Source organism: Amycolatopsis sp. EV170708-02-1 (assembly GCF_022479115.1).
Lineage (GTDB): Bacteria > Actinomycetota > Actinomycetes > Mycobacteriales > Pseudonocardiaceae > Amycolatopsis.
Genome location: NZ_CP092497.1, coordinates 4,584,356 through 4,608,366, shown reverse-complemented (window position 1 = coordinate 4,608,366; position 24,011 = coordinate 4,584,356). Strand labels below are relative to the sequence as shown.

17 protein-coding genes and 1 pseudogene are annotated in these 24,011 nt (G+C 68.0%); 11 read left to right on the top strand and 7 right to left on the bottom strand.

The window, feature by feature from the left end; all coding sequences use genetic code 11:
• Positions 1–285 precede the first annotated feature (285 nt).
• A complete protein-coding gene (locus tag MJQ72_RS20850; protein WP_240601046.1) occupies positions 286–3,252 on the bottom strand; it encodes a tetratricopeptide repeat protein in 2,967 nt (988 codons plus the stop codon).
• Positions 3,253–3,534: 282 nt separating this feature from the next.
• Here MJQ72_RS20850 and MJQ72_RS20845 point away from each other — a divergent pair, with 282 nt between their 5' ends.
• Positions 3,535–4,752, top strand: a complete 1,218-nt coding sequence (locus MJQ72_RS20845; RefSeq protein ID WP_240601045.1) for a hypothetical protein — start codon at positions 3,535–3,537, stop codon at positions 4,750–4,752.
• 311 nt (positions 4,753–5,063) lie between these two features.
• On the opposite strand, the gene MJQ72_RS20840 is transcribed toward MJQ72_RS20845, so the two are convergent.
• The gene (locus MJQ72_RS20840) at positions 5,064–7,154 is read right to left on the bottom strand and encodes a tetratricopeptide repeat protein (protein WP_240601044.1); all 2,091 of its coding nucleotides are present in this window, start codon (positions 7,152–7,154) and stop codon (positions 5,064–5,066) included.
• 735 nt (positions 7,155–7,889) lie between these two features.
• Here MJQ72_RS20840 and MJQ72_RS20835 point away from each other — a divergent pair.
• The gene (locus MJQ72_RS20835) at positions 7,890–9,044 is read left to right on the top strand and encodes a thioester domain-containing protein (protein ID WP_240601043.1); all 1,155 of its coding nucleotides are present in this window, start codon (positions 7,890–7,892) and stop codon (positions 9,042–9,044) included.
• 55 nt (positions 9,045–9,099) lie between these two features.
• Here the strand turns inward: MJQ72_RS20835 and MJQ72_RS20830 are convergent, their stop codons facing one another.
• Complete coding sequence (locus tag MJQ72_RS20830) at positions 9,100–9,843, bottom strand: helix-turn-helix transcriptional regulator (protein WP_240601042.1); 744 nt, start codon at positions 9,841–9,843, stop codon at positions 9,100–9,102.
• Positions 9,844–9,897: 54 nt separating this feature from the next.
• On the opposite strand from MJQ72_RS20830, the gene MJQ72_RS20825 reads away from it, so the two are divergent.
• From MJQ72_RS20825 to MJQ72_RS20815, 3 genes are all read left to right on the top strand, one after another.
• On the top strand, positions 9,898–11,073 hold the full coding sequence (locus tag MJQ72_RS20825; RefSeq protein ID WP_240601041.1) for an MFS transporter: 1,176 nt from the start codon (positions 9,898–9,900) through the stop codon (positions 11,071–11,073).
• An 88-nt stretch (positions 11,074–11,161) separates the two neighbouring features.
• Entirely contained in the window at positions 11,162–12,472 is a 1,311-nt protein-coding gene (locus MJQ72_RS20820) for a lipase family protein (RefSeq protein WP_240601040.1), read from the top strand.
• An 88-nt stretch (positions 12,473–12,560) separates the two neighbouring features.
• The gene (locus MJQ72_RS20815) at positions 12,561–13,205 is read left to right on the top strand and encodes a TetR/AcrR family transcriptional regulator (RefSeq protein ID WP_240601039.1); all 645 of its coding nucleotides are present in this window, start codon (positions 12,561–12,563) and stop codon (positions 13,203–13,205) included.
• Here the strand turns inward: MJQ72_RS20815 and MJQ72_RS20810 are convergent.
• From MJQ72_RS20810 to MJQ72_RS20800, 3 genes and pseudogenes are all read right to left on the bottom strand, one after another.
• Positions 13,202–14,050, bottom strand: a complete 849-nt coding sequence (locus tag MJQ72_RS20810; protein ID WP_240601038.1) for an SDR family oxidoreductase — start codon at positions 14,048–14,050, stop codon at positions 13,202–13,204. The two genes, MJQ72_RS20815 and MJQ72_RS20810, sit on opposite strands and share 4 nt — an antisense overlap.
• Positions 14,047–14,946, bottom strand: a complete 900-nt coding sequence (locus tag MJQ72_RS20805; RefSeq protein ID WP_240601037.1) for an alpha/beta fold hydrolase — start codon at positions 14,944–14,946, stop codon at positions 14,047–14,049. Before MJQ72_RS20805 ends, MJQ72_RS20810 begins: the two co-directional genes overlap by 4 nt.
• Positions 14,943–16,437: pseudogene (locus tag MJQ72_RS20800) on the bottom strand (flavin-containing monooxygenase). The gene MJQ72_RS20805 and the pseudogene MJQ72_RS20800 overlap by 4 nt, the downstream one beginning before the upstream one ends.
• Positions 16,438–16,526: 89 nt before the next feature.
• On the opposite strand from MJQ72_RS20800, the gene MJQ72_RS20795 reads away from it, so the two are divergent.
• Both MJQ72_RS20795 and MJQ72_RS20790 read left to right on the top strand, forming a co-directional pair.
• The gene (locus MJQ72_RS20795; protein WP_240601036.1) at positions 16,527–17,771 is read left to right on the top strand and encodes a CdaR family transcriptional regulator; all 1,245 of its coding nucleotides are present in this window, start codon (positions 16,527–16,529) and stop codon (positions 17,769–17,771) included.
• Between the two features lie 470 nt (positions 17,772–18,241).
• Positions 18,242–19,156, top strand: a complete 915-nt coding sequence (locus MJQ72_RS20790; protein WP_240601035.1) for a hypothetical protein — start codon at positions 18,242–18,244, stop codon at positions 19,154–19,156.
• Between the two features lie 196 nt (positions 19,157–19,352).
• Here MJQ72_RS20790 and MJQ72_RS20785 read toward each other — a convergent pair whose 3' ends face one another.
• The gene (locus MJQ72_RS20785) at positions 19,353–19,685 is read right to left on the bottom strand and encodes an effector-associated constant component EACC1 (RefSeq protein WP_240601034.1); all 333 of its coding nucleotides are present in this window, start codon (positions 19,683–19,685) and stop codon (positions 19,353–19,355) included.
• A 368-nt stretch (positions 19,686–20,053) separates the two neighbouring features.
• Between MJQ72_RS20785 and MJQ72_RS20780 the strand changes: the two genes are divergently transcribed.
• From MJQ72_RS20780 to MJQ72_RS20765, 4 genes are all read left to right on the top strand, one after another.
• The gene (locus MJQ72_RS20780) at positions 20,054–20,833 is read left to right on the top strand and encodes an isocitrate lyase/phosphoenolpyruvate mutase family protein (protein ID WP_240601033.1); all 780 of its coding nucleotides are present in this window, start codon (positions 20,054–20,056) and stop codon (positions 20,831–20,833) included.
• A 34-nt stretch (positions 20,834–20,867) separates the two neighbouring features.
• A complete protein-coding gene (locus MJQ72_RS20775) occupies positions 20,868–21,482 on the top strand; it encodes a DUF2238 domain-containing protein (RefSeq protein ID WP_240601032.1) in 615 nt (204 codons plus the stop codon).
• 42 nt (positions 21,483–21,524) lie between these two features.
• Entirely contained in the window at positions 21,525–22,922 is a 1,398-nt protein-coding gene (locus tag MJQ72_RS20770; protein WP_240601031.1) for an amino acid permease, read from the top strand.
• A gap of 314 nt (positions 22,923–23,236) precedes the next feature.
• Positions 23,237–23,971, top strand: coding sequence for a hypothetical protein (locus MJQ72_RS20765; protein WP_240601030.1), 735 nt, complete (start codon positions 23,237–23,239; stop codon positions 23,969–23,971).
• Positions 23,972–24,011 lie beyond the last annotated feature (40 nt).

The following is a 24,011-nucleotide window of genomic DNA, read 5'->3' as shown; positions in this document are numbered from 1 at the left end:
TCGGCACCCCACCACACTTCATGCTCCACAGGTGGTAGCGACACGTCACACGAAGGCCTGAAGTGCGGCTTTCCCCTGCGTCCACGCAAACCGCCGTCGTTGAGCGCCGCCAAGGCGGGCCATGAGGGCCCACGACTCGGGCGCCCGACGCCCGATCCCCGAAATTCGTGAAAAATATTCATCACGAACGCGTGTCCAGACCAATCGTCAAAACAACCCTGAGTGGACGGCACGACGAGACCGGCCACTCTTTCGGCGACCACCCACCAACGCCGAATGAAGCTTTCAGGAGCGACGTCCACGGAGTATCCGCAGATGCGGTGAAGGCATCGCCACCGTGTCCCGGTCACCGTCGCGAGTGCTCGGGACAAGTGGTCCACGCGCGTCCAGTTCGGCCAGCAGCACCTCGATCGCGTCCGCCTTCGCCGTCCGCGCCCGCCCGCGATAGAGCTCTGCGGCCTCCTGCCACAGTTCCCGCGCGGCTTCGGGATTGCCGTGCTCGCAGACGATGGCGGCCAGGACGCCAAGAGCTCTCGCTTGTCCGGTCGCGTGCTGGGTTCGATCCGCCAGGGCGACCGCCCGGTGCGCGTGCCGCAACGCCGCCGCGTCGTCACCTTCCGCGTGCCGCAGCTGTGCGAGCACCGTGTTGAGCTTCATGATCGTCGGGAGATCCTGACTCGCTTCGATCAACGCCTCTCCCGCGCGGCATTCCACCGACGCTTCGGCGAGCCTGCCGAGGCGGACCAGCAACGCCCCCAGGGCCGCGTGTGCCCGCATCAGATCAGTGGCGTCACCGGCTTCACGCCGATGCCTCAAGGCCTCCCGATACAGAGCGAGCGCTTCCTCGTCGTGACCGCCCATGTCGACCAGCGCGTCGGCGAAGCGGTGCTCCGCTCTGGCGCACAACACCGGCTCGCCCAATGCGCGAACGGACGGAAGCACCTTCCGGTACCGTTCGACCGCTTCGGCCGCGCGACCGGCATGGAAATGCACTCGGGCCAGATTCAGCCTGACCGTCACGCCGCCGATCGCGATCCCGTGAGCATCGGCCAGTTCGAGCGCGCGCGACAGACACCGCTCGGCCGCGTCATCGGCGCCGCTGAGCATATGCACGACCCCGAGATCGTTGAGGCACGAAGCCAGTGAGCCCATGTCGCCTTGCGCCGTCGCCGCACGGACGGCGATGGTCAGCCCCTCGACCGCGTCGGGGTATATCCCCTGCAATATGAAGAACTCCGATGCCATCGCGGGCAGGAGATACGAAATACCGTTGAGAACACCTTCCGACGCCGCGCTGATCGCCATGATCGACGATCGTTCCCGCAGCACCCACTGCCGTGCTTCGGTGGCGTTCCGGAAGCCGGGCGTGGGCGCCGCCCGGACCATCGGAGGCAGGTTCAGCAGCTCTTTGTGCGGGAACTGCAAGCGATACGCGTCGATGACCACGCGCAGATAGAACTCGAACATCTTCCTCCGCGCGAGGTCCACATCGGACAATTGGGTCGCCAGGGACGCTGCGTACAGATGGAGAAGGTCGTGCACGCGATAGCGGTCGAGGTCGGCGGGGTGCTCGATCAGATGCGCGGCGACCAGTATGTCGAGCGAGCGCCGCACCTCCGACGCCGGACGCCCGTCCGCGGCGGCGATCACCGCGGGGGTCATCTCGGTGCTCGGGTGCAGGCCGATCAGGGCGAACACGCGCTGTTCGGCGGGCTCGAGGTCCTGATACGAAAGGGCGAAGGCGGACCTCAGGCTCATCCCCGGCCAGTCGCCCTCGTCACCGAGGTCCAGCAACAGGTCAGCGTCGCGCAAGTGGCTCGCCAGGGTCCGCATCCGCGTGCCTGCCCGGGAGATGGCACGTTCGGCCACCAGGGTCAGTGCCAAGGGGTTGCCCCGGCACAGCCGCACCAGCTCTTCGACTCCTTCCGCGTCGTCTCGCGCGCGGTGACCGATTCGCCGGGTCAACAGGGCGGAGGAATACCGGTCGGCGAGGGGGAACACCGTGATCACCGGCGGAGTCAGCTTCGCCGACAACGATTTCAGCCGCCACCGCGAAACGATCAGTACCGTGCACGAAGACAGGACGCCCAGCAGTGGCGTGACCTGATCGGAACTGCGCACGTTGTCGAGGATCACGAGCATCGAGCGCCGGGCGAGCAGGGACGACAGCTTCGCGGCACGGGCGACCGGATTGACCACATGGTCGACCGGAAAATCCAGCAACGACAAGAGGGTGTCGACTATTTCGCCGGCGTCGGCCTTCGCGACCTGACTGTCACCGCGAAGATCCAGCATGACCACGCCGTGCCGGTACCGTCGTTCCGCACGATGGGCCCATTTGGCCGCCAAGGTCGTCTTCCCGACCCCGGGTCCTCCGGTCACCACCACCGCCGCCCGTTTCGGCGCGCCCGCCGAATCGGTCGTGTAGGCGTCGAGCAGCGCGATCAGGTCGACCCTTCCCTCGACATCGTCGACGTCCGGCGGCAAATGCCTTATCACGTGCTCGCTCTGGCCAGTGGAATCGAGCGGGGCCGGTTTACGCCGGGGAATCACCCGTTCCGGCCGGATCAGTACCTTGTCGTTGACCGCCCGCAGTTCTTCCGCCGCCCTTGTCTCCCCCGCCTCGCGGTAACGGGCATACGTCACCCGGAAGAAGTCCGCGGCTTCGGCGGGCTGATCGGCTTCGGCCAGCGCTCGAATTCTCAATTTCTCGAAGCTCAGTTCCCTCGGATGCGTCTGTTCGAGCTCCGCCAGTTTTCGCACCGCGGCATCGGCTTGTCCGGTCGCCAATTGCTCCGCCACGACGAACGCGTTGGCGGGTATCCACACACTGCGCTCCCATAAGGCGCGCCAGGCGTCGGCACGCTCTGTCCGCAGATCGGCCAAGGGTTCGTCCCGGCACAGCCGGACAGCCGAAAGCGCTTCGACGAGCGCGCGGTCGTGCTGCTCGAGTCCGCGGAACCGGCGGGCCTTGTCCATCGTGGCCTGGAAGCCGAAGTGATCGATCAGTGCGGGCTCGATCTCCAGCAGGCAACCGGCTTTGCCCACACTCACCTTCGCGGGAACGGATTTTTCGTCGAAGGCCCGGCGCAGCTTGGTCGCGTTCTGGTGAAGCGTCGAGTGAGCGTCCTGCGGCGCCTTCTCGTGCTCTTCCCACACCCAGTCCACGACGACGTCCAGCGGTAATCGACGGTTCGGCACCGTCAGCAACGCGGTCAGCACCTGCCTCGGCCGAGGACCAGCCCAGTTCACATCCACATTCCCGTGCATTAGCATGGCCGTCTGCCCGAGAATTCCGAAAGCGATTTCCACGAGTGCGCCCCTTCCCCATGGCGAACCCGGGTTCGCCACCCCTGTCCCGCCGGATCATTTTTCCATCCGCCCGCGCATAAGGCCAGGTCATCGGCTTAATTGTCAAACTTCGGCGATCACCGTTGATCATCTGTCAATGAACTGACAACCGGCCGAAGCCGTTTTCTCCACGCTCGCTCCCATGCTGACTGCGGATACCGGAGTTCGAACGAGGGGAATGTCATGACCGAGTTATCGTGGGTCCGCAGTCCGGTGGGTGGTAACGATCAGCACTGGGCGACACGCAAGGGCATCAAATCCGTGCTGGTGATGATCCCGCACATCGTCGCCGGAAACCGGCTCCTCGATCTGCTCCCGCTCTTCGAGGCCGACCATCGCGTCCAGGCGACCTTCACCGTCCCGGAATGGGAATCCTGGCGTGCCACTCACGACTTCGTGGAGGCGCAGGGCGGAATAGTCCTCCCTTGGGCACAGGCCCGGCGCGGCGAGTACGACCTCGTCCTCGCCGCCAGCCAGCGCGGCATCGACGAAGTCGCGGGGCCGGTACTGCTGGTCCCGCACGGCGGCGGATTCGGGCAGTACCGGCCGTGGCGGCCTCCGGGCGCCGGCTCCGGCTGGAGTCCGCAGGTCGGACTCGACGCGGGCCAGTTGATGCGGGAAGGACGGGTACGCGCCGACTCGATCGTGCTCGTCCACGACCGTGAAAGGGACGTCCTCGCCGAGACCTGCCCTCGCGCGGTGCCGGCCGCCGTCGTCGCGGGCGACATCGCACTCGATCGGCTCACCGCCAGTCTGCCGTTTCGCGATCACTACCGGCGAGGGCTCGGCGTGACCGACGACCGGCGTCTGGTGGTCGTCACCTCGACCTGGTCCGATCGGTCGGCCTTCGGGCGTCACCACGACCTGTTCGAGCGGGTGCTCGGCGAGCTTCCGCCCGAGGACTTCCGGGTGCTCGGTGTCCTTCACCCCCAGATCTGGTCGCACCACAGCCTTTGGCAGATCCGCACCTGGCTGGCCGACTGTCTGCGGTCCGGGCTCGAGCTTCTGCGGCCCGAAGGGAGCTGGCGGGCCGCCTTGATCGCCGCGGACCACGTCATCGGCGACTACGGCTCCGTGACCGGCTATGCGGCGGGCATCGGCAAACCGGTGCTCCTGGCCGCGGACGGGACCGAACCGTTGCTGCCGGGCACGCCCAGCGCCATCGTCGCCGAACACGCGCCCCGCTGGACGCCCGGCAGTTCACTTCTCCCCCTGCTTCGCGAAGCGGAGTCCGCCGGCGTGGCCGAGCAGGTCCGCGAGTTGCTCTCGTCCCGGCCGGGCCGGGCCGGTGCGATCCTGCGCACCGAGATGTACCGGCTTCTCGGCTTGCCCGAACCCGTCAGGGCGGTCCCCGTGTCTCCGGTGCCGATGGCGGAGGTGCTGCCATGGCGACCTCTGTAACGCGGTTGCGCCTCAGCCGCCCGTCTCACTCCGGAAGCTGTCGCGTGGAAGCCGCGGGAAGCTCGTTCCTCCTGTCCGTCGCGAACGGCGGGACCCGCGCGTCGCTCGCCGATGTGCTCGTCCACTCAGGACCGCATCCGGTCGCGGACGCCCGCGCCGCGATCGCGAGCGACTTCGACCGGCTGCCCGGTCTCACCATCGTCGCCGTCGCATACTCCCCCGGACGCTGTCTCGTCGGCGACCGCACGGGAGACGTGGTCGTCCTTCCGTGCGAGTCCGCCGCACTGGCGGGCGCGGGCGCCTATCTGTGGTCACTCGCCGGCCGACGGCTCCGGCTGCTGCGGGTGGTCGCACCGTGCGGCCAAGGCGTCCAGCCGGGCACGGGCCCGCTCCACCCGCAGCCCGCCGATCGGGCCGCACAGGTCCAGCGCCTTGGTCAGATGGCCACGAGCCGCGCCGAAATCGCCCTCGAGCTCAGCGACCTCGGCGAACGCCACGAGCACATCGGACTGATAGACGGCCGAACCTGACTCGTCGAGCACCGCGGCGGCACGTTCGAGTTCACGTTTCGCCGCGGTGATCTCGCCCGCTCGGGCTTCGATCCGCGCCAGCGACAGGGTGGCCTCGGCCTCGCCCTTCGCATCGCCTATCTCCCTGAACAGCTCTTGCGCGAGACGCAGATGCCGGTCGGCGTCGGCGGTCCGGCCCGCCTGCAGCAACGCCTCGCCGATCCGGCGGTGCCGCTGCGCGACGCCGCGGTCGATCCCGAGTTCCCCTTCGATCACGAGGCTCTGGCCGAAGAACTCGACCGCCCGCTCGAAGTCGCCACGACCTTGCGCCGCCATGCCCAGCTGGTCCAAGGCCACGGACTCGTTGTGGCGGCTTCCGGCTCCCTTCGCCAGGTCCACGGCCTTCAGGCATTCGGTTTCGGCGGCTTCGAACCGTCCCAGATCCAGGTACGCACGGCCCAGCTGGCAGCGCAACCGTGCTTCGGCGATCGCGTGGGCGCACCGGTGTGCCGCGGCGATGCCGACCTCGTGCGTCCGGATCCAAAGCTGATAGTGCTTGCGGTAGAGGAAGAGTTCCCAGAGGGCTTCGCACAGTTGCCAGGCGAGTTCGTCCTGGCCTAGCGCGGCCGCCTCTTCGAGCAGCCCGATGATGTCCGGCAACCGCTCGTCCAGCCAGTGCAGTGCTTCGACACCAGTGGCGAACAGCGCCGGCGCGTCCTCGTACCGGGCGCGCACGGTACTGATCCTCCACCGCATCGGGATCACCACCATGTTCGCCCGCGTCATCCGGTGCAGGTACCAGTCCGCGATACGGGCGACGACTTCGAACCGTTCGTCGTCCGGCAGCGCGCGTGCGTGCAACCGCACCAGATCGTGGAAGCGGTAACCACGCTCGCCGACCTCCTCGAGGAGGCTGGCGTCCGCCAGCTCTTGGAGCCCGTCCGCGGCCTCGTTTTCGGAGACCCGCGCCGCCGCGGCCGCCGCTCCCACCTCGATCGTCAGCCCCGGGTATTCCCCGGCCAGCCGGTACAGCCTGGCCGCGTGCGGCGACAACGCCGAATAGGACGAGTCGAAAGTCGCCGTCAACGACGCTTCGCCCACCGGCGACAGCTTCGACAACCGCACCCGCTCGTCACGGAGCTCCGCCACCATCCTGGCCACCGGCCATTTCGGCCGCGACGCCAGCCTCGCGCCCGCCACCCGGAGCGCGATCGGCAGCCGTCCACACAGTTCCGCCAGTGTCGTCACGTCCGGAAGTTCCCCGGCCACCCGCGATTCGCCGACCGAACGCGTCAGCAGCTCGACGGCGTGCTCCTCCGGCAGAGGCGCCATGTCGACGAACCGCGCGCCCTCCGCGTGCAGGCCGTCCAGCCTCAGCCTGCTGGTGACCACCACGACGCATCCCGACGAGGCCGGGATCAACGGCCGCACCTGGGCGGCCGAGATCGCGTTGTCCACCACGAGCAGCAGTCGCATCCCCGCGGTGGTGGTCCGGAACAGGGCCGCTTGCTCGGCCAGCCCGACCGGCACCCGTTCCGGAGGGACGCCGAGCGCGCGCAAGAACGCTCCGAGCGCGTCTTCGGGCGGCACGGCCGTCTCCGGTGAGAACCCGCGCAGATCCGCGTACAGCTGGCCCGACGGGAAGCGTCCGGCGTTCCGGACCGCCCAGGTGACCGCGAGCGCGGTCTTGCCGACGCCACCGGGTCCGACCACCACGGTGACCGCGGGCGATCGGTCGATCGAGTCGTCCTCCTGCCGGGCGGCGGCCGAGTCGAGCGCTTCGAGCTCCGCGGTCCTGCTGGTGAAATGCGCGGGGACCGGAGGCAACTGCCGGGGAACCTGGGTGCCCGAGGCTGACCGCGCGACGGCCACCGAGCCGAGGTCATCTCCCATGACCGCACCCCGACCGGCGGCGATTCGAGCGCGAATTGCACGGCCGCGGTTTTCCACGTTCGAGATCAGACTCCCACGACGAACAGAATCGTGGGTCACGCGTCAAAGATCGCATGCTCGTGTCTCCCCGCACGGCCGTTTTCTTTTGTTCGCGCAATTCCCGGACCACCCGAGCACTCCCGGCAATGCCCGAACCTCCCTGTCTACCTCGCCGAGCGGGTTCTCCTCCCGGCGAGCCCGGTACATCTACCCGAAAGAACCAAGGTGCCGGCCGCCGAGCCCCGGATACGCCTCGACACAGGAGGCACCGACGACATCGCCACATACAGTGATCCCCGACACTTCCACGGCCGCGAATATTCGATACCGGCGAAAATCGGCCGACCGGAAAGAATGCTATCGGAAACGATCGGAAATACCCTGGCCGATTCCGTGTTCACGCGATTCTCCGGCCGGACGATCTCGCGGCGGCCCCTCCCACGGAGCGTGTCCACCCCCGTGCCCGGCCGACGGCGAGGTCTTCTACTCGCCCAAGATCGTTTTCCCGCCGTTCACCCTTCTTTCGGGGCAATTCGGACATGAGCCATACCCCTGAGTAGCCGCATGTATGACCTCTGTATGCTCCGCTCTCGCTCGATGGGATTATTCATCCCCCATCCGGGCGAGCCGTTGCGGTCGGGGCCTGTGGTCGCATGCGGCACTGGCATTCGTGGTCCGTATTCGGATGGGAGACACATGCACGGCAGGTCAGTTCTGGTTCGTGGCGGGATCGCGGTCGCCACCGCGGCCGTCGCGCTGACGATGGCCGCTCCGGCCGCCCTCGCCGACGACGGCGCGGCGCGGGGCCGGGTGGTCGAAGGTTCCGGTACCGATGGTTTCAGCGTCAACTTCGAGGGCGGGCAGCACTACGTCACGAAGCTGTTCGGGCTGAAGCTGTCCGACGGCAGCAAGCTCAAGATGTACTGCGTGCAGGTCGAGGTCGGCATGCGCACCGATCAGGACATGATCGAACGCCCGTGGAACAAGTACCCGGACGCCGCTTCGCCGTTCAACAAGAACAACTCGAAGATCAACTGGGTGCTGCACCACGGTTACCCGGCCGTCGCCGTGAAGGCGCTCGAGGGCGCGCTCGGCAAGGACGTCAAGCTGACCGGCGGCCTGTCCGTCGAGGAGGCCGTGACCGCGACACAGGCCGCCGTCTGGCACTTCAGTGACGGCAAGAACCTCGACCGCAAGAAGCCGCTGCCGTTCGAGAGCGCCGAAGAGTCCGCCGACGTGCTGGCCGTCTACGACTACCTCACCGGCAAGGACAACGTCGGCATCGGCGCGCAGCCGAAGCCGACCCTCGACATCGGCCCGGCCAAGGCCTCGGGCGCGACCGGCTCCAAGATCGGCCCGTTCAGCATCGCCACCAACGGTGACATCACCGAGCTGACGAGCAAGCTGCCCGAGGGCGTCAAGGTCACCGACGCCGACGGCAAGGAGATCAAGGCCGGCGCCATCAAGGACGGCACCAAGGTCTACGTCGACGTTCCCAAGGACGCCAAGGACGGCAACGGCTCGTTCTCGCTGAAGGTGAGCGGCCACCTCGACACCGGTCGCCTGTTCGTGGGCGAGAACTACGCCAAGGTGCCCGCGCAGTCCCTGATCGTGGCGGAGTCCGAGAAGACCTCGGTCGTCGCGAACGCGACCGCGAGCTGGAAGCAGGGTGGCGCGCCCGCCACCGACACCCCGGCGCCCACCACCCCCGGTGGCGCCGAGTCGGGTGGCGGCGACGAGCTGGCCAACACCGGTGCCTCCGCGACCATGCCGCTGGTGATCGGCGGCGCGCTGCTCGGCGCGGGTGTGCTGATGGTGCTGCTGGTGCGCCGTCGCCGTAGCGAGGCGTAAGAGCCGAACGACGAAGCGGGGCCGGTCCATTGTGGACCGGCCCCGCTTTCGCGTTTCACCGGTCGTAGTGCGTGCCCGGCGTATGCCCGAAGGCGCGGCGGAAGACGTCGATGAACGCGCTGGTGGACGACCAGCCGCAGGCATGCGCCACAGCGGTCACGGAATTGTCCTCGGCCAGGAGGACCAAAGCGCGGTAGAGCCGCAGCTGCGTGCGCCACTGCGGGAACGTCATGCCGAGATCGGCTTTGAAGAGCCGGGCCAGGGTGCGGTCGCTCGCCCCGACCCGGGCACCGAGCGCGGCCAGTGTCCGGTTGTCGGCCGGATCGGCGCTGAGGATCTCGCACAGTGCGCGCAGCCGCGGGTCGTCCGGCGTCGGCAGGTGCAGGGGTTGCTGCGGCGAAGCGCGGAGCTGATCTAGCAGGACCGCGCGCAGCCGACGGCGTTCCGGGGTGTCTTCGCGTGGCGGATCGGTGTACGCGCGGATGAGCTCGCGCAGGAGCGGGCCGACGGCCAGCACGCTCGGTTCGTTCAGCCGCAACGGGTTCACCGTGGCGGGCAGGCCGACGAGCCGGAGTTCGAGGTCGCCGTGCGCCTGGTGGGCGTGCACGGTTCCGGCCGGCACCCAGATGGCCCTCGTGGCGGGCGCGACCCAGGAGCCCCTGTCGGTCGTGATGGCCAGTACGCCCCGGGCCGCGTACACGACTTGGTGCTCGTCGTGGCGGTGCGCGTCGACGATCGTGCCGGAGGCCAGGGACCTGACCTGTGTCGGCGCTTCGGGCAGGTGGCGGATTTCCGTCATCGTTTGTCATTTTATCGGAAGCGCGACACCCTGGCCCGCGACGAGCATGGCGGGATGCCGAAGATCAAAGCGATCGCCCTGCTCTCGGCCGGGCACGCGTGTGTGGATGTGTATCAAGGTTCGGTCGCCGCGCTGGTGCCGTTCTTCGCGGCCGAACGCGCCTACGGATACGCGGCGGTGTCGGGCATCGTGCTCGCCGCGTCGCTGCTGTCGTCGGTGGCGCAACCGTTGTTCGGCGCGCTGACCGACCGCTGGGCGATGCCGTGGCTGCTGCCGTCGGCAACACTCCTCGGTGGCCTCGGGATCGGCCTCGGCGGACTGGTCGGCTCCTATCCCCTGACGCTCGCCTTCGTGGCCGTGTCGGGCATCGGCGTGGCCGCCTACCACCCCGAAGCCGCACGGGTCGCGAGGATCGCGAGCGGTGGCAGCCATACGGCCATGGGCTGGTTCTCCCTCGGCGGGAACATCGGATTCGCCGCCGCGCCCGTGCTCGTCGCCGCGGTCATGGCCGTCGGCGGCCTCCGGATGTCGCCGCTGCTCGTCGTTCCCGCGCTGACCGGAGCCGTGCTCTGCCTGCCCGTATTGCGCGCTCTCACGCGGAATGCCCGCACGAGCGGCTCGTCGCCGAAGGTCGCCGGCGTCGACGACTGGCGCTCGTTCGCGAAGCTGTCGATGGCCGTCGTCTTCCGTTCGATCGTGTTCATCGGGCTCAGCACGTTCGTCTCTCTCTACGCCCAGCAACGAGTCGGCGGCGGCACGACGACGGGCAGTGCCGCGCTGTTCCTGCTCTATCTCGGTGGCGCGGCGGGCACGCTGCTGGGGAGCAGGCTGGCCGGCCGCCGGGACCGCGTCACCGTGGTCCGCTGGTCGTACCTGGCCACCATCGGCGCGGTCGCGGGAGTCGTGTTCGTGCCGGGCCCGGCGTTCTTCGCCTTCGTCCTGCTGGCCGCGGTGAGCCTGTACATCCCGTTCTCGCTGCAGATCACCCTTTCCCAGGACTACCTCCCCACGCGGGTCGGCACCGCCAGCGGCGTCACCCTCGGCCTGACGGTCAGCATCGGCGGTCTCGCGAGTCCCGTCATCGGCACGGTCGCCGACCGCACTTCCCTGCAGACGGCCTTGATCCCGTTGATCGCGCTGCCGGTTTTGTGCTGGATCACAACCCGCACCCTGTCCGAGCCGTGCTCCGTCCAAACGCGAGCGAAAGAAGTGTCAATGTCGCGCGAATAAATGATGTACCGCCCTGTACATCATCGGTTACCGGCTGGTAGGTTCCGGGAATCCAAACGTGATCCACTTCATGATTCAAAGGGGAGTCATGACCCGAAAGCCCGCTCGCCTGCTGGCCGTCGCGATCGCCCTCATCGTCGGTTTCGCCGCCGCGCCCGCCGCTTCCGCCGCCCCCGCCACCGACCCGTTCTACAGCTACGACGGCAGCGAACCGTTGTCGTCGTACAGCCCCGGGACCGTTTTGAAGACCCGGACGCTCAATTACCACGTCATCGGCATTGCCACGCCGCTCAAGGTGACCCAGTTGCTCTACCGGTCCACCGACGCGCAGGGGAAGCCGTCCGCCAACGTCACCTCGGTGCTGCGCAGTCTCACCGGCGACAGCACCAAAGCCGTTTCGTACCAATCGTTCTACGATTCGCTGAATCCCGAACACGGCCCGTCGAGGGCGATCGCCGGCGACGTCTCGCTCGGCGGCCTGATCGCGAACGCGGAGTCGCTGTTCATCGCGCCCGCCCTGTTGCTGGGCTACAACGTCGTCATCCCCGACACCGAAGGCCAGAAGGCGAACTTCGCCGCCGGGCCGGAATACGGGACGAACACCCTCGATTCCATCCGTGCCGCGACGAGGTCGCCGGGGACGGGGATGAACGACAAAACCCGCTTCGGGCTCATCGGCTATTCGGGCGGCGCCATCGCGACGGGCTGGGCGGCGGCGCTCGCGCCGGATTACGCGCCCGAGGTCAACCGGAATCTCGTCGGCTTCACCGAAGGCGGAGTGCTCGTCAAGCCGTCGCACAATCTCAAGTACGTCAACGGAAGCGTCGCGTGGACCGGGGTCATTCCGATGGCGCTCATCGGCGTCTCGCGTTCCTTCGGCATCGATCTCAAGCCGTACGCGAATTCTTACGGCCTGCAGGTGCTCAAGGACATGGAGAAGGCGTCGATCGTCGACGCGCTCGGCCGTTATCCCGGGCTGACGTGGGAGAAATTCGTCAAACCCGAGTACACGAACCCGAACAAGGTGCTGCCGTACGTCGAGGCCGTGAACAAGATCAACCTCGGCTCCGCGCCGACGCCCACCGTGCCCGGCTACATCGCGCAGGGCAACAACGGTGTCGTGGAAGGCACTTTCGGCAACCCGCCGGGGATCGGCACCGGTGACGGCGTGATGGTCGCCGGTGACGTGCGCTCGCTCGCCCGGCAGTACTGCGACACCGGCAACAAGTCGATCAAGTACGACCAGTACAACCTGCTGAGCCACGTCGGGGCAGCCGTCGCCTGGGCGCCGCAGGCCATCGGCTGGCTCAACGACCGGTTCGCGGGCAAGGCCGCGCCGTCCAGCTGCGGGAAGATCGCGCCCGGCAACTCCCTTGCCCCGGAGGTGCCGGTCAGCTGACCGCTCGGTCCGTGAAGGCCTCCTTGAGGGACTCTGGGTCCCTTAAGGAGGCCTTCACGGATTTCCGGGACCGGGTACGGTGCCGCACGTGACCGAGCACCGCAAGCTGCCGAAGGGGCCGCACAACCTCAGCCGCGACGAGGTCGCCGGAACACAGCGCGCCCGGCTGATCGACGCGGTACTGGAGAACACCGGCAAACGCGGCTACGTCGCCACCACGGTCGGCCACATCACCGCCACGGCGGGCGTGTCACGGACCTCGTTCTACGAGCAGTTCACCGGCAAACAGGACGCGTTCCTCGCCGCCTATCGCGAGATCACCACCGAGTTCATCACTCAGGGCGTCGCCGTGGGCGCCGAGGCCGCGACTCCGCTGGACGCCGTCGCCGTCTGCTGCGATTTCCTCGTCGACTACGTGCATCGGCGGCCGACCGCCGTCCGCGCCGCGCTGCTGGAGATCTACGCGCTCGGCGACGCGGGGCTCGAAGCGCGGGAGAAAACCTTGCGCGCCGGGGAGGCCGTCTTCGACCGGACGGCGGAATGGCTGCGCGCCACCGATCCCGCGCTGCCGTCACCGCCGCCGTTCACCGCGCGGACGGTCGTCGCCGCCACCATCGAGTTGATCACGCAGGCCATTTGGATCGGCACTCCGGACGCCTACGACCAGGCACGGGAAGCCGTCCGCTACACGTGGCTCCTCGGCCTGTTCGGGCATCGGAGCGTCGAGGCCTAGCGGGCGAGGCGCCGCCGTTCGAAATCGACGATCAGCTTCGGATACCGGCGCGGAAGCAGGCGGACGAGCCGGTCGACCAGTTTCGCGTCGTTTCCGACGAGCACCCGCGGTTTCCCCGCCTCGACCCCGTCGACGATGATGCGGGCGGCCTGATCCGCCGGCATCTTCAGCAGCTTTTCGTTGTACACGCGGACGCGTTCCCGCTGTTCGGCGGTCGGCTCGATGCCGCGGGCCTCGGCTTCCTTCAACGCCGCCGAGGCGATGCCGGTCTTGACCCCGCCCGGGTGGACGACCGTGACCCGCACCGGATGCCTGCCCGCGATCATCTCCGTGCGCAACGCTTCGGTGAAGCCGCGGACGCCGAACTTGCTGGCGCAGTAGGCGCTGAGCGTGGGCTGGGCCATGAAGCCGTTGAGGCTGGAGATGTTCACGACCTGTCCGTCGCCGGAATCGATCAGATGCGGCAAGAAGGCCTTGGTGCCGTTGATGACGCCGAAGAGGTTGACCGCGAGCGTGCGGTCGTACAGTTCCCATTCGGCATCGAGCACGGTCTGCCCGCCGCCCGCGATCCCCGCGTTGTTGTAGATCTGGTGCACCACACCGAACTGTTCGGCGACAGTGGCCGCGTACTCCCGCACGGCCGCGCGGTCGCTGACGTCCAGCGTGGCGCCCTGCACTTCCGCAGCGAGGGCCTTGACCTGGGAGACGGTCTCGGCCAGCCCGCTTTCGTCCACATCGGACACCGCGAGCCGGGCTCCGCGCCGCGCGAGTTCGAGGGCCAGCTGACGGCCGATGCCGGAACCGGCGCCGGTGACGACGGCGACCTTGCCGCGAACACTGCTCATCGGGTTTCTCCTGCCGGGTCGAGGGCCACTTCGGCGGTGAGCTCGACGAGCCGGTCGACGAGGTCCGGGGCGATGTGGTGGCCCATCCCCGGGATCTCGACGTAGCGGGAACCCTTGATGGCTTTGGCGGTCGCGCGACCGCCGCTGTGGTGGACCATCCGGTCGGTGTCGCCGTGGACCACGACCGTCGGGCAGGTGATGCGCGTGAGTTCGGCGGTGCGGTCGCCGCTGGCCTGGATCGCGCCGATCTGGCGGGCGATGCCGCTGCGGGCGCGCCGTCCCCCGGCGCGTTCCCACAGTCCCTCGGCCCAGGCCGTTTCGACGTCCTTGTCCAGCGGGAACGAGGCCGAACCGAGGTGGCCCATCAGCGACAGGTGCCCGGCGACGGATTCCTCGACCGTCTGGGCGGGCCGCCTCGCCATGCGCACCAACGTCGACTTCGCCGGCTGCCCGACCCGGCGATGGCCGGTGGTGGAGAAGATCGACGTCAGCGACAGGACGCGCCCGGGGTTCCGGGCGGCGACGGTCTGGGCGATCATGCCGCCCATCGACATGCCGACCAAATGCGTCTTCTCGATGCCCAGATGGTCCAGCAGGCCGACGGTGTCCGCCGCCATGTCGCCGAGGTCGTACGCGCCGGGCAGCGGTTTGGCCAGCAGCTGCCGGAGCTTGCCCGGGTTCGGCGCCTTGATGCGATCCGAACAGCCCGCGTCGCGGTTGTCGAACCGGACGACGCGGAAGCCGCGGCCGGTGAACCCCTCGATCATCGGCCGCGGCCACGACGTGAGATCCAGGCCGAGGCCGGCGATCAGCAGCAGCGGCACCCCGTCGGCCGGGCCGTCGTCGCGGTAACAGATCTTCGGGCCGCGGGGCAGGTCGGCGAAGCCGTCGGTCACGAGCTCACCGCTTCCCGGACCTCGGCACGGGTGAAGTGCAGCTCGGGATCGGTGATGTCGTCCGCGCGCAGCAGTTTGATGTCCGAGTGGTAGCTCATCGACGTCAGCCACGGCATGCGGTCGCCCTGACGCGGGAGCTGGTCGAGAGCGCGCTGGACGTATCCGGCGGCGAAGTCCAGGAACGGTTTCGTCGGCATGTCCGGATCGGCGAGGACGGGGCGGCAGACGTCGTAGCCGTGAGTGTCCATATGCGTCAGCAGGCGGCAGAAGTGCTCGCACAGCAGGCCGATCTTCAGCGTCCACGACGAGTTCGTGTAGCCGATCGCGAACGCGGCGTTCGGCACGCCGGAGAGCATCATTCCCTTGTACGCGACGGTTTCCGGCAGGATCACCGGTTTCCCGTCGACGCTGAGCGTGGCGCCGCCGAACACCTGGAGGTTCAGGCCGGTGGCGGTGACGATGATGTCCGCCTCCAGCTCGCGCCCGGATTCGAGCAGGATGCCCTTCTCGGTGAAGGTCTTGATCCTGTCGGTGACGACGTCCGCCTGCCCCTTGCGGATGGCGGCGAACAGGTCGCCGCCGGGCACGGCGCACAACCGCTGGTCCCACGGGTCGTACGGCGGGTTGAAGTGCTCGTCGACCGGATAGTCCTTCGGAAGCTGTTTCTTGTTGACGTACCGGATGAGCCCGCGGGCGGTCTTCGGAAACTTCTGGCAGAACTGCCAGACCGCCAGTCCCTTGCGGATGTTCTTGCGGCGGGTGAGCGCGTACGCCCGCTCGTCGCCGAGGATCTTGCGCAGGCCGTTCGCGATCTTGTCCTCGCGCGGCACCGGCATGACGTAGGTCGGGGTGCGCTGCAGCATCGTCACGTGCGCCGCGGTGCCCGCCATCGCCGGGATCAGGGTGACCGCGGTGGCGCCGCTGCCGATCACGACGACGCGCTTGCCCGCGTAGTCGAGGTCTTCCGGCCAGTGCTGCGGGTGCACGATCGTCCCGGCGAAGCGGTCCCGGCCCTCGAAACGCGGCGTGAAGCCCTCGTCGTAGCGGTAGTAGCCGCCCGCGTTGAACAGCCAGCCCGCGCTGAGCCGGGTGCGCTCGCCGGTGTCGGTCCGCTCGATCTCGAGCAGCCAGCGCGCCTCGTCACTCGACCAGGCGGCGGAGAGCAGCTTGTGGTGGTAGCGGATGCTGGGCTCGATCCCGTTCTCGGTGATCGTCTCGCGCAGGTATGACAGGATCCGGGGCGCGTCGGCGATGGACTGCTTGTCCCGCCACGGCTTGAACTCGTAGCCGAAGGTGTGGAGGTCGGAGTCGGAGCGGATGCCCGGGTAGCGGAACAGGTCCCAGGTGCCGCCGGACGTGCCGCGGGCCTCCAGGATGGCGAAGGTCTTGCCCGGGTTCTCGGTCTTCAGGTAGCGCGCGGCCCCGATCCCGGAAATCCCGGCACCGATGATGACCCACGTCGAGGTGCTCGACGGGTGTGCTCGTCGTCATGCGGTACTCCAGCCTCGTCTCGGTTCCCTCCACGATGCGGGTCGACCGGGGAGTTGCGCTAGCCCTATCTGCACCCTCATGATGCCCTCATGGTGCAAAGTGCCACATCACCGTGGCCGACCCTGTCCCCCGAGGCTCGTGACCTCTTCCGGCAAGGCGCGGAAATCGTGCTGCATCCTCGCGCCGAATGGATCGAGGAGCTGCACGAGGCCTCCCTCGGCGGCGACAGCATGCGCGCGGTCGCCGAGGACCCCGTGCTCACCGAGGGGACCAAACGCGCGAATCTGGCGAATCTGCTGCACTGGGCGGCCGCCAACGTGCAGCGTCCCGGCGAACGCGTCGCCGCCAACCTGAACCAGGAAGTGCTCGACGGCGCCCGCGACATGGTGCGCCGCGGCTTCGACTCCGGCGGCCTCGACGCGTATCGGCGGGCGCAGGGGGTGGCCTGGCGGCGGTGGATCGAGATCTGTTTCGACCTCACGTCGGATCCGGTCCTGCTGCGCGAACTGCTCGACGTGTCGTCGCTGTCCATCACCACGTTCATCGAGGACACCGTCGCCGCGGTGTCGGAACGGATGGCCGCCGAACGCACGGAGCTGACCCGCGGCGCCCACGCCGAACGGCGGGCGACGGTCACGCTGCTGCTGGAAGGCGCGCCCATCAGCCGGTCGCGGGCCGAAGCCCAGCTCGGCTACCCGCTCGCGGGCCCGCATACGGCCGCGATCGTCTGGAGCGGCTCGGCCACCCCGTCGTCCCAGCAGCTCGAAACCGCCGCGGAAACGCTGATGCGGGCCAGCGGCGCCTCACACCGGCTGACCGTCGTCGCCAGCGCCGCCGCGCTGTGGGTCTGGCTGCCCGGCCGGACGCCGCCGCGCACGGACCGGCTCGCCGAAGACCTCGCGCCGCACGCGGACGTCCGGGTCGCGCTCGGGCGGCCCGGCAGCGGGATCGACGGTTTCCGCCGCAGCCACCTGGACGCCGCCGCGACCCAGCGGATGCTCGCCCGGCTCACCTCGCCGCAGCAGATCGCGCGGTACCAGGACATCCAGCTGCTCGTGCTGCTCACCGGCGATCCGGCGCAGGCGGACGAGTTCATCGCCGACACCCTCGGCGAACTCCGGCACGCCGACGCCGAAACCCGGGAGACCGTGCGGACCTACGTGCACGAGCTGGGCAACACGACACGGACCGCGGAACGGCTCTACACCCACCGGAACACCGTCGTCCGGCGGCTGGCGCGGGCCGACGAACTGCTTCCCCGGCCGTTGGCGGAGAACGCGGTGGACGTGGCCGTGGCACTGGAAACGCTGCGGTGGCTGGGAAGCGGGGCTTGACTCACTCTTTCCGGTGAATGAGATCGATCGATGTACTCAGGCGATCACCGTCCGCACCTGACGCAGGTGACAAACCGACTGCTCTCGATTCTCGGGTTCGCCGTAGCGGCTCTTTCGTCCGCCTGCAGCACCCCAACACCACCTGAACAGCCACGACAGACAGACCCTCGGCCGAGCGTCCCCGCCACGATCGTGCCGGAAACGCCACACGTCCCCGTCCCCTCGTCCAGCGTCTCCCCGTCGGCCATTACGACGCCGCCCTCTCCCCCGGATACCCGATTCGGCAGGAACCGAGAACAACCCGCTACGCCGACCGGTACGGGACCGCACCGCGCGACCGAGGTGAAGCCGGATCGGTTCGTCCCGGTCCCTGTCGAGAGTGACGAGCCACCGACGACGACTTCGCCTACCCGGCCCCAGAATGCTCCATGTGAGTACTACATCACCGAACAATGGTGGGTCTGCTACTGATGGGCACCTACCACCGCGTAGTCCGGTTCCGGAAAATTCAGCCCTCTGTCCCAGCGCGCGAGGAAACGAGGCAAAAGACCTGGCCGGCCGTCGTGACGTTCGTGACCCAGGGTGCGGTCCTGGTCGCGCTCCTGTACTTGATCGGGTGGAATCGCGCCCGCGCCACGACAGACTACTTCGGAGTGGACATCAGCCGGCTGAGTGCCACACCCGTGGACTATCTTCTGCGGAGCCTGAATTCGGTCACCGGGCCTGCTTTGGTGTTCGCCGTCTGCACGACCGCCTTCCTCGCTCTCAACCGGCGTCTCGTCCGTGCGTTGGATCGTCCGCGGCACGACCGCGGCCGGAGAACGATCGAACGGGTCCTTTCGGCGGCCGGGCCGACCGGAGGCATCCTGCTCGTCCTCGGTGCCATCGGTGTCCTGGTGAACATCACTCCCGGCTGGCCGCAGAACGGGCTCCCCCCGCTCCTGATCTTCCTCGGCGCGGGGATCCTGGGCTATGGCGCACACCTCGACAGATCTCGCACCGAGCGCGAACCCGGGCACCGAATCCGTGTCTTCGCTCTGGTCTTCCTTTGTTTCTGCAGCCTTTTGCTCGTCGGCCAGAAATATGCCGAATATGTCGGTCGTACGATCGCCGTCAATGACGCGCGGATGCTGCAGGAGCGCCCGGCGATCCGGCTTCACAGCACGAGAAGGCTGGACATCGGCGGCAAGGGCGTCCAGCTGAGCTACGACCCCTCGCCCGAGCAGTACTTCCACTATCGCTATGACGGCCTGCGCCTCCTCACCTACAACAACAATCACTTCTTTCTGATATCCCAAAGCTGGGAGAAGGGGAAAGCGATGGTCATCCCCGTGCGGGAAAATGACACCGTGCGGGTCGACCATTTCTCACCGCCCGGCCGGTAGCGACGACGCTTCGATGACGGCGGCTGTGCGTGCTCGCCGCCGTCATCGAAGACCCGGCGGCGAGCCACATCGCTTGATCCTCAGACCACGCGTCAGCATGTCGACGAGTGCGCCGGTGAACGCGGTGCAGCGCTCTCCCTCGGGCAGTCCCCAGGGCACCAGGTCGGTCATCACTGGCGGCAAGGCCCGCGTGAGGTCATTCGACATCCTCCGACCGCCTGAACGGCAGGTCCAGGTTCCGCAGCATGGCGCGCTGCTCGGTGGTCAGCTCACCCTCGATCGTGATGGTGAACGGCGGTGCTTCCTTGCGGGAGCGCAAAAAGTTGCCCCACGCGATCCCCACGTTCGCCAGCCCCGTCAGGGAGCCGATGGACATGCGGATGACCTCGAAGACCTCCATCTCCTCCGTGGTCCGGGACCCCGCGAGCCTGATCGTCGCGGACCGGGCCACGTCGGCGTCGTCGCGGAGCCAGCTGTAGAACTCGGTCAGCGCTTGTTCGTCGCCGGCCGCGTTGATCGTAAGTTCCACGGGACCTCCTCGGGTGATTTCCCTACCAGTCGCGGTCTTGGCCCGACGCGTATCAGAAATCCCAGCCTGAGATCTGACCGGTGGTTGCCGTTGACCGGCCGGTGACGAAGCCCGGATCGTGAACGAGATCCGCCTCCGGTGAATCCTGACGGTGATTCCCGTACTCACGGGGAAACCGGTGACCGCGGCCGCGGTGGTCACTTTGGACTCTTCGCGGGTCTGTACCTCGGCTTCGCGGTCCGGACGCCGGGTGAGTCCGTTTGGCCGCAACGATCCCGGACCGACCGGCGGACCAGGGCGAGCGGGCTCTATCCGCTCACGCGGTGTCGTGAGTGCCCGCGCCTTGCGGCGCCCTCTAGATTGGAGACATGGTTTCCACCGCCGACAAGGCCAAGCGGCTGCAGGAGTTGCACGCCGCCCCCGAACTGCTTCTCGTCGTCAACGTCTGGGACGCGATCACCGCGAAGGTCGTCGCCGAAACCCCCGGCACCCAGGCGCTCGCCACGCCGAGCCACGGCATCGCCGCCGCCCGCGGCTATCCCGACGGTGAGGTGATCCCCCGCGACGAGATGATCGCCGAGGTCGCCTTGATCGTCCGGGTGGCTGGCGATCTGCCGGTCACCGCCGATCTGGAAGCGGGCTACGGCGACCCGGGCGGCACGGTCGCCCGCGCGATCGAGGCCGGCGCGGTCGGCTGCAACCTCGAAGACCAGATGAAACCGCTGGCCGAGTCCGTCAAGGCCGTCGAGGCCGCGGTCGCCGCCGCCCAGTCCGCGGGTATCGACTTCGTGCTCAACGCCCGCACCGACGCCTTCCTCAGGGCGGGCGACCGCGACCCCGAGGAGGTGCTGGCCGAGGCGATCACCCGTGGCCGCGCGTACCTGGACGCGGGCGCGTCGAACTTCTTCGTGCCCGGCAAGCTCGACGAGAGCCAGGTCGGCAGGCTGGTCGAGGCGCTGGGCGAGCGCAAGGTGAACCTGATCGGCGTCCCGGGTTCGATCCCGCTGGCGACCGCGCAGAAGCTCGGTGTCTCCCGCGTGTCCTACGGGCCGTTCAGCCAGAACGTCGCGCTCACCGCGCTGGCGAAGCTCGCCGAGGACGTCTACGCCGGCGGCGGCCTGCCCGCCGACATGCGCAAGCTGAACTGAGCGAGCCGGAGCCCGCCGAAGTAGGGTCCCTCCCATGGTGCGCGGTGTCGGCCGGACGGAAGGGACCCTGCTGGCCGGCGCGGTGCTCGCGGTCCTCGTGGCGACCGGGGTCCAGGCGAAATCCCCCGGCACGTGGCTGCTGGAAGTCGTCTGGGTGCTCGTCGGGCTGCCGCTGGTGGTGGCGCTGCGCAAACGCTTTCCCTTGACCCGCCTGCTCTGCTGGCTGTTGGTGCTGCACGCGTTCGTGCTCTGTTACGGCGGGCAATACACCTACGCCGAGACCCCGGCCGGCGAGTGGATGCAGGACTGGATGGGCACCCAGCGGAACAACTACGACCGGTTCGCCCATTTCGTCCAGGGTTTCGTCCCCGCGATCGCCGTACGCGAGGTGCTGCTGCGGAGGACGCCGCTGCGCCCCGGCGGCTGGGTCGCGTTCCTGACCGTCTGTGTCTGCCTGTCGATCGCCGCCGGCTTCGAATTCGTGGAGTGGTCCAGCGCACTCGTCGCCGGTTCCGGCGCGGACGACTTCCTGGGCACCCAAGGAGACGTCTGGGACACCCAGTGGGACATGTTCCTCTGCCTGTGCGGCGCGGTGCTGTCCTTGCTGGTCTGGCGCCGGACGCATGACCGGCAACTCACCGGGCGATAGCCGGGCCCGGGGGCCGCCGAGGCGGCAGATACGGTCGTCGTCATGAATTTGCGAGCCGCGGCGGTGCGGCGTAAACCGGTCGCCGACCTGATCACCGAAAGTGATCACGGCACGCTGAAGCGCTCCCTCGGCCTCGGCCAGCTGACCATGCTCAGCATCGGCGCGACGCTGGGCAGCGGGATCTTCGTCGTACTCGGTGAGGCGGTGCCCGTCGCGGGCCCCGCGGTCGTGCTGTCGTTCGTGCTGGCCGGTGTCACCGCGCTGTTCTCGGCGCTCTCCTACGCCGAGCTGGCCGGCATGATCCCGGTGTCCGGTTCGTCCTACTCCTACGCGTACGCCACGCTCGGCGAGCTGGTCGCCTGGGTCTGCGGCTGGTGCCTGGTGCTCGAATACGGCGTCTCGGTGGCGTCGGTCGCCGTCGGCTGGGGGCAATACCTCAACGAACTGCTGCGGCTGACGTTCGGCTTCGCCATCCCCGACGCGTTGAGCCAGCCGCCGGGATCGGGCGGGATCGTCAACGTCCCGGCCATCGTCGTCGTGCTGCTCGCCATGTTCCTGCTGCTGTCCGGCGCGAAGGAGAGCGCACGGGCCAACGCGGTCATGGTCGTGATCAAGGTCGGCACGCTGGTGCTGTTCTGCGCGATCGCGTTCTCGGCGGTGCGGGCGGCGAACTTCACCCCGTTCCTGCCGCTCGGCCTGGCGGGATTGAGCGCCGGCGCCGCGAAATTGTTCTTCTCCTACATCGGTTTCGACGCCGCGTCCACCGCGGGCGAGGAGGCGAAGAACCCGCAGCGCGACCTGCCGCGCGCGATCCTGCTCTCGCTCGCCATCGTCACCGTGCTGTACTGCCTGGTCGCCGTGGCCGCGGTCGGCGCGTTGCCGTGGCAGGAGTTCGACGGCCAGGAAGCCGCGCTCTCGCATGTACTCGGCGTCGTGGCGGGCAATCCGGTGTGGGCCGGGCTGCTCGCCGTCGGCGCGATCGTGGCGATCTCCAGTGTCGTGCTGACCGTCCTCTACGGACAGACACGCATCCTGTTCTCGATGTCCCGCGACGGCCTGGTGCCCGCTTCGCTGTCCAAAGTGGATCCCAAGAGCGGTACGCCCCGGATCAACACCCTGGTGGTGTCCGGTTTCGTCGCGGCGCTGGCCGCGTTCATCCCGCTCGGGAAGCTGGCCGACGCCACCAGCATCGGCACGCTCTTCGCCTTCGGGCTGGTGAACGTCGCCGTCCTGTTGCTGCGACGGCGGCAGCCGGAGGCACCGCGCTCGTTCCGGGTGCCGTTCTCCCCCGTCACGCCGATCCTCGGGGTGCTGTGCTGCGGCTACATGATGCTCAGCCTCGACGGCGCCACCTGGATCGTCTTCGCCGGCTGGATGGCGCTCGGCCTGCTGATCTACTTCGGTTACAGCATGCGCCGATCCCGGCTGGCCGCGGAATAGCCCGTTCGCCGCCATAATTCCTAGCCTGTCCAGCCGCAGTACGGGCGGGATCATTGAAGTGACGGTGATCGATAGGGGACACTTCCGTCCGACCACGGAAAACCCTACCGTGAACCGAGGAATTCATGCGCCGAAATCGCATTACCGTGCTGACCGCGTGCCTCGTCCTGTCCCTCTCCCCATTCCCCGTCACCGTCGCCGCCCAAGAGACGGCGGCCCCCTTCTGTTATGAAGAACCCGTCCAGCCGAAAGCCGATGTAAGTGACATAAAGGCCGGTTTCCAGTCCACGAAGTGGCTTCAGACGATCCAGGCCGTGTACAAGCGGCGCTGGCCCAGCGGCGAAGCCCTCGCGATCGCCCAGGCCAAGGACAAGTACTTCAGCCAGTTCGTGAACAAGACCAGCTTCAACGCGCTCGCCGAGTCCCTGATGGTGGCGATCCACGAAGAGACCCACATGTGGGATCTGGATCCCTCGCGAACCTCGTGGGACGTCTATGTCTCCGCCTGGATCGACGCTTCCCGCAAGGCGATGAAGGTCCCGATCCACGGCGGATTCCCCCGCCGCGAAATACTGCCGCTGATCACGGACGATCTCACGCGGTCGATGGACGACATCTACCTGCGCGACCAGCAGCAGGGTTCGTACCGGATCCAAGGCGTCATCGCGGAGCTCAACGCCGGGCTCATGGGATTGCCCGCGGCGACCGTCGTCGCCGAGTACATCCAAGGAGTGGGCGCGAGCAATTCCCGCGACATCGCGGCCACGAACCTCCGCTACCTCCAGCTGTACCTGCGCGTCGCCAAGACGAAGCATCCCGATTACTGGGCCAAGATCAAGGCCCAGCCCGAATTGCGCCAATTCGTGCTCATCGAGTTCCTTCGGACGGCCTACTGGCTGGATCAATCCGCGCCCCATGCCGCCAAACTCGGCAGTGCGGACGTGGCCAAGATCGTCGCCAAGAACTACGCCCCGGAGAACATCGCGATCATCGAGGAGTTCACCGGCGCCAAGGTGAACACGGGTACGGCCAGGAACTGCACGGCCTGACCTGATGCCCGGCTCGCCGGTGACGGGCCCCGTCACCGGC

Bases quoted from the DNA above. Each gene is read 5' to 3' on its own strand.
- MJQ72_RS20840 (WP_240601044.1), bottom strand. From the start codon at position 7,154: ATGGGAGATGACCTCGGCTCGGTGGCCGTCGCGCGGTCAGCCTCGGGC.
- MJQ72_RS20830 (WP_240601042.1), bottom strand. From the start codon at position 9,843: ATGACGGAAATCCGCCACCTGCCCGAAGCGCCGACACAGGTCAGGTCC.
- MJQ72_RS20795 (WP_240601036.1), top strand. From the start codon at position 16,527: ATGGTGCAAAGTGCCACATCACCGTGGCCGACCCTGTCCCCCGAGGCT.
- MJQ72_RS20770 (WP_240601031.1), top strand. From the start codon at position 21,525: ATGAATTTGCGAGCCGCGGCGGTGCGGCGTAAACCGGTCGCCGACCTG.
- MJQ72_RS20780 (WP_240601033.1), top strand. From the start codon at position 20,054: ATGGTTTCCACCGCCGACAAGGCCAAGCGGCTGCAGGAGTTGCACGCC.
- MJQ72_RS20810 (WP_240601038.1), bottom strand. From the start codon at position 14,050: ATGAGCAGTGTTCGCGGCAAGGTCGCCGTCGTCACCGGCGCCGGTTCC.
- MJQ72_RS20775 (WP_240601032.1), top strand. From the start codon at position 20,868: ATGGTGCGCGGTGTCGGCCGGACGGAAGGGACCCTGCTGGCCGGCGCG.
- MJQ72_RS20820 (WP_240601040.1), top strand. From the start codon at position 11,162: ATGACCCGAAAGCCCGCTCGCCTGCTGGCCGTCGCGATCGCCCTCATC.
- MJQ72_RS20825 (WP_240601041.1), top strand. From the start codon at position 9,898: ATGCCGAAGATCAAAGCGATCGCCCTGCTCTCGGCCGGGCACGCGTGT.
- MJQ72_RS20845 (WP_240601045.1), top strand. From the start codon at position 3,535: ATGACCGAGTTATCGTGGGTCCGCAGTCCGGTGGGTGGTAACGATCAG.
- MJQ72_RS20835 (WP_240601043.1), top strand. From the start codon at position 7,890: ATGCACGGCAGGTCAGTTCTGGTTCGTGGCGGGATCGCGGTCGCCACC.
- MJQ72_RS20790 (WP_240601035.1), top strand. From the start codon at position 18,242: ATGGGCACCTACCACCGCGTAGTCCGGTTCCGGAAAATTCAGCCCTCT.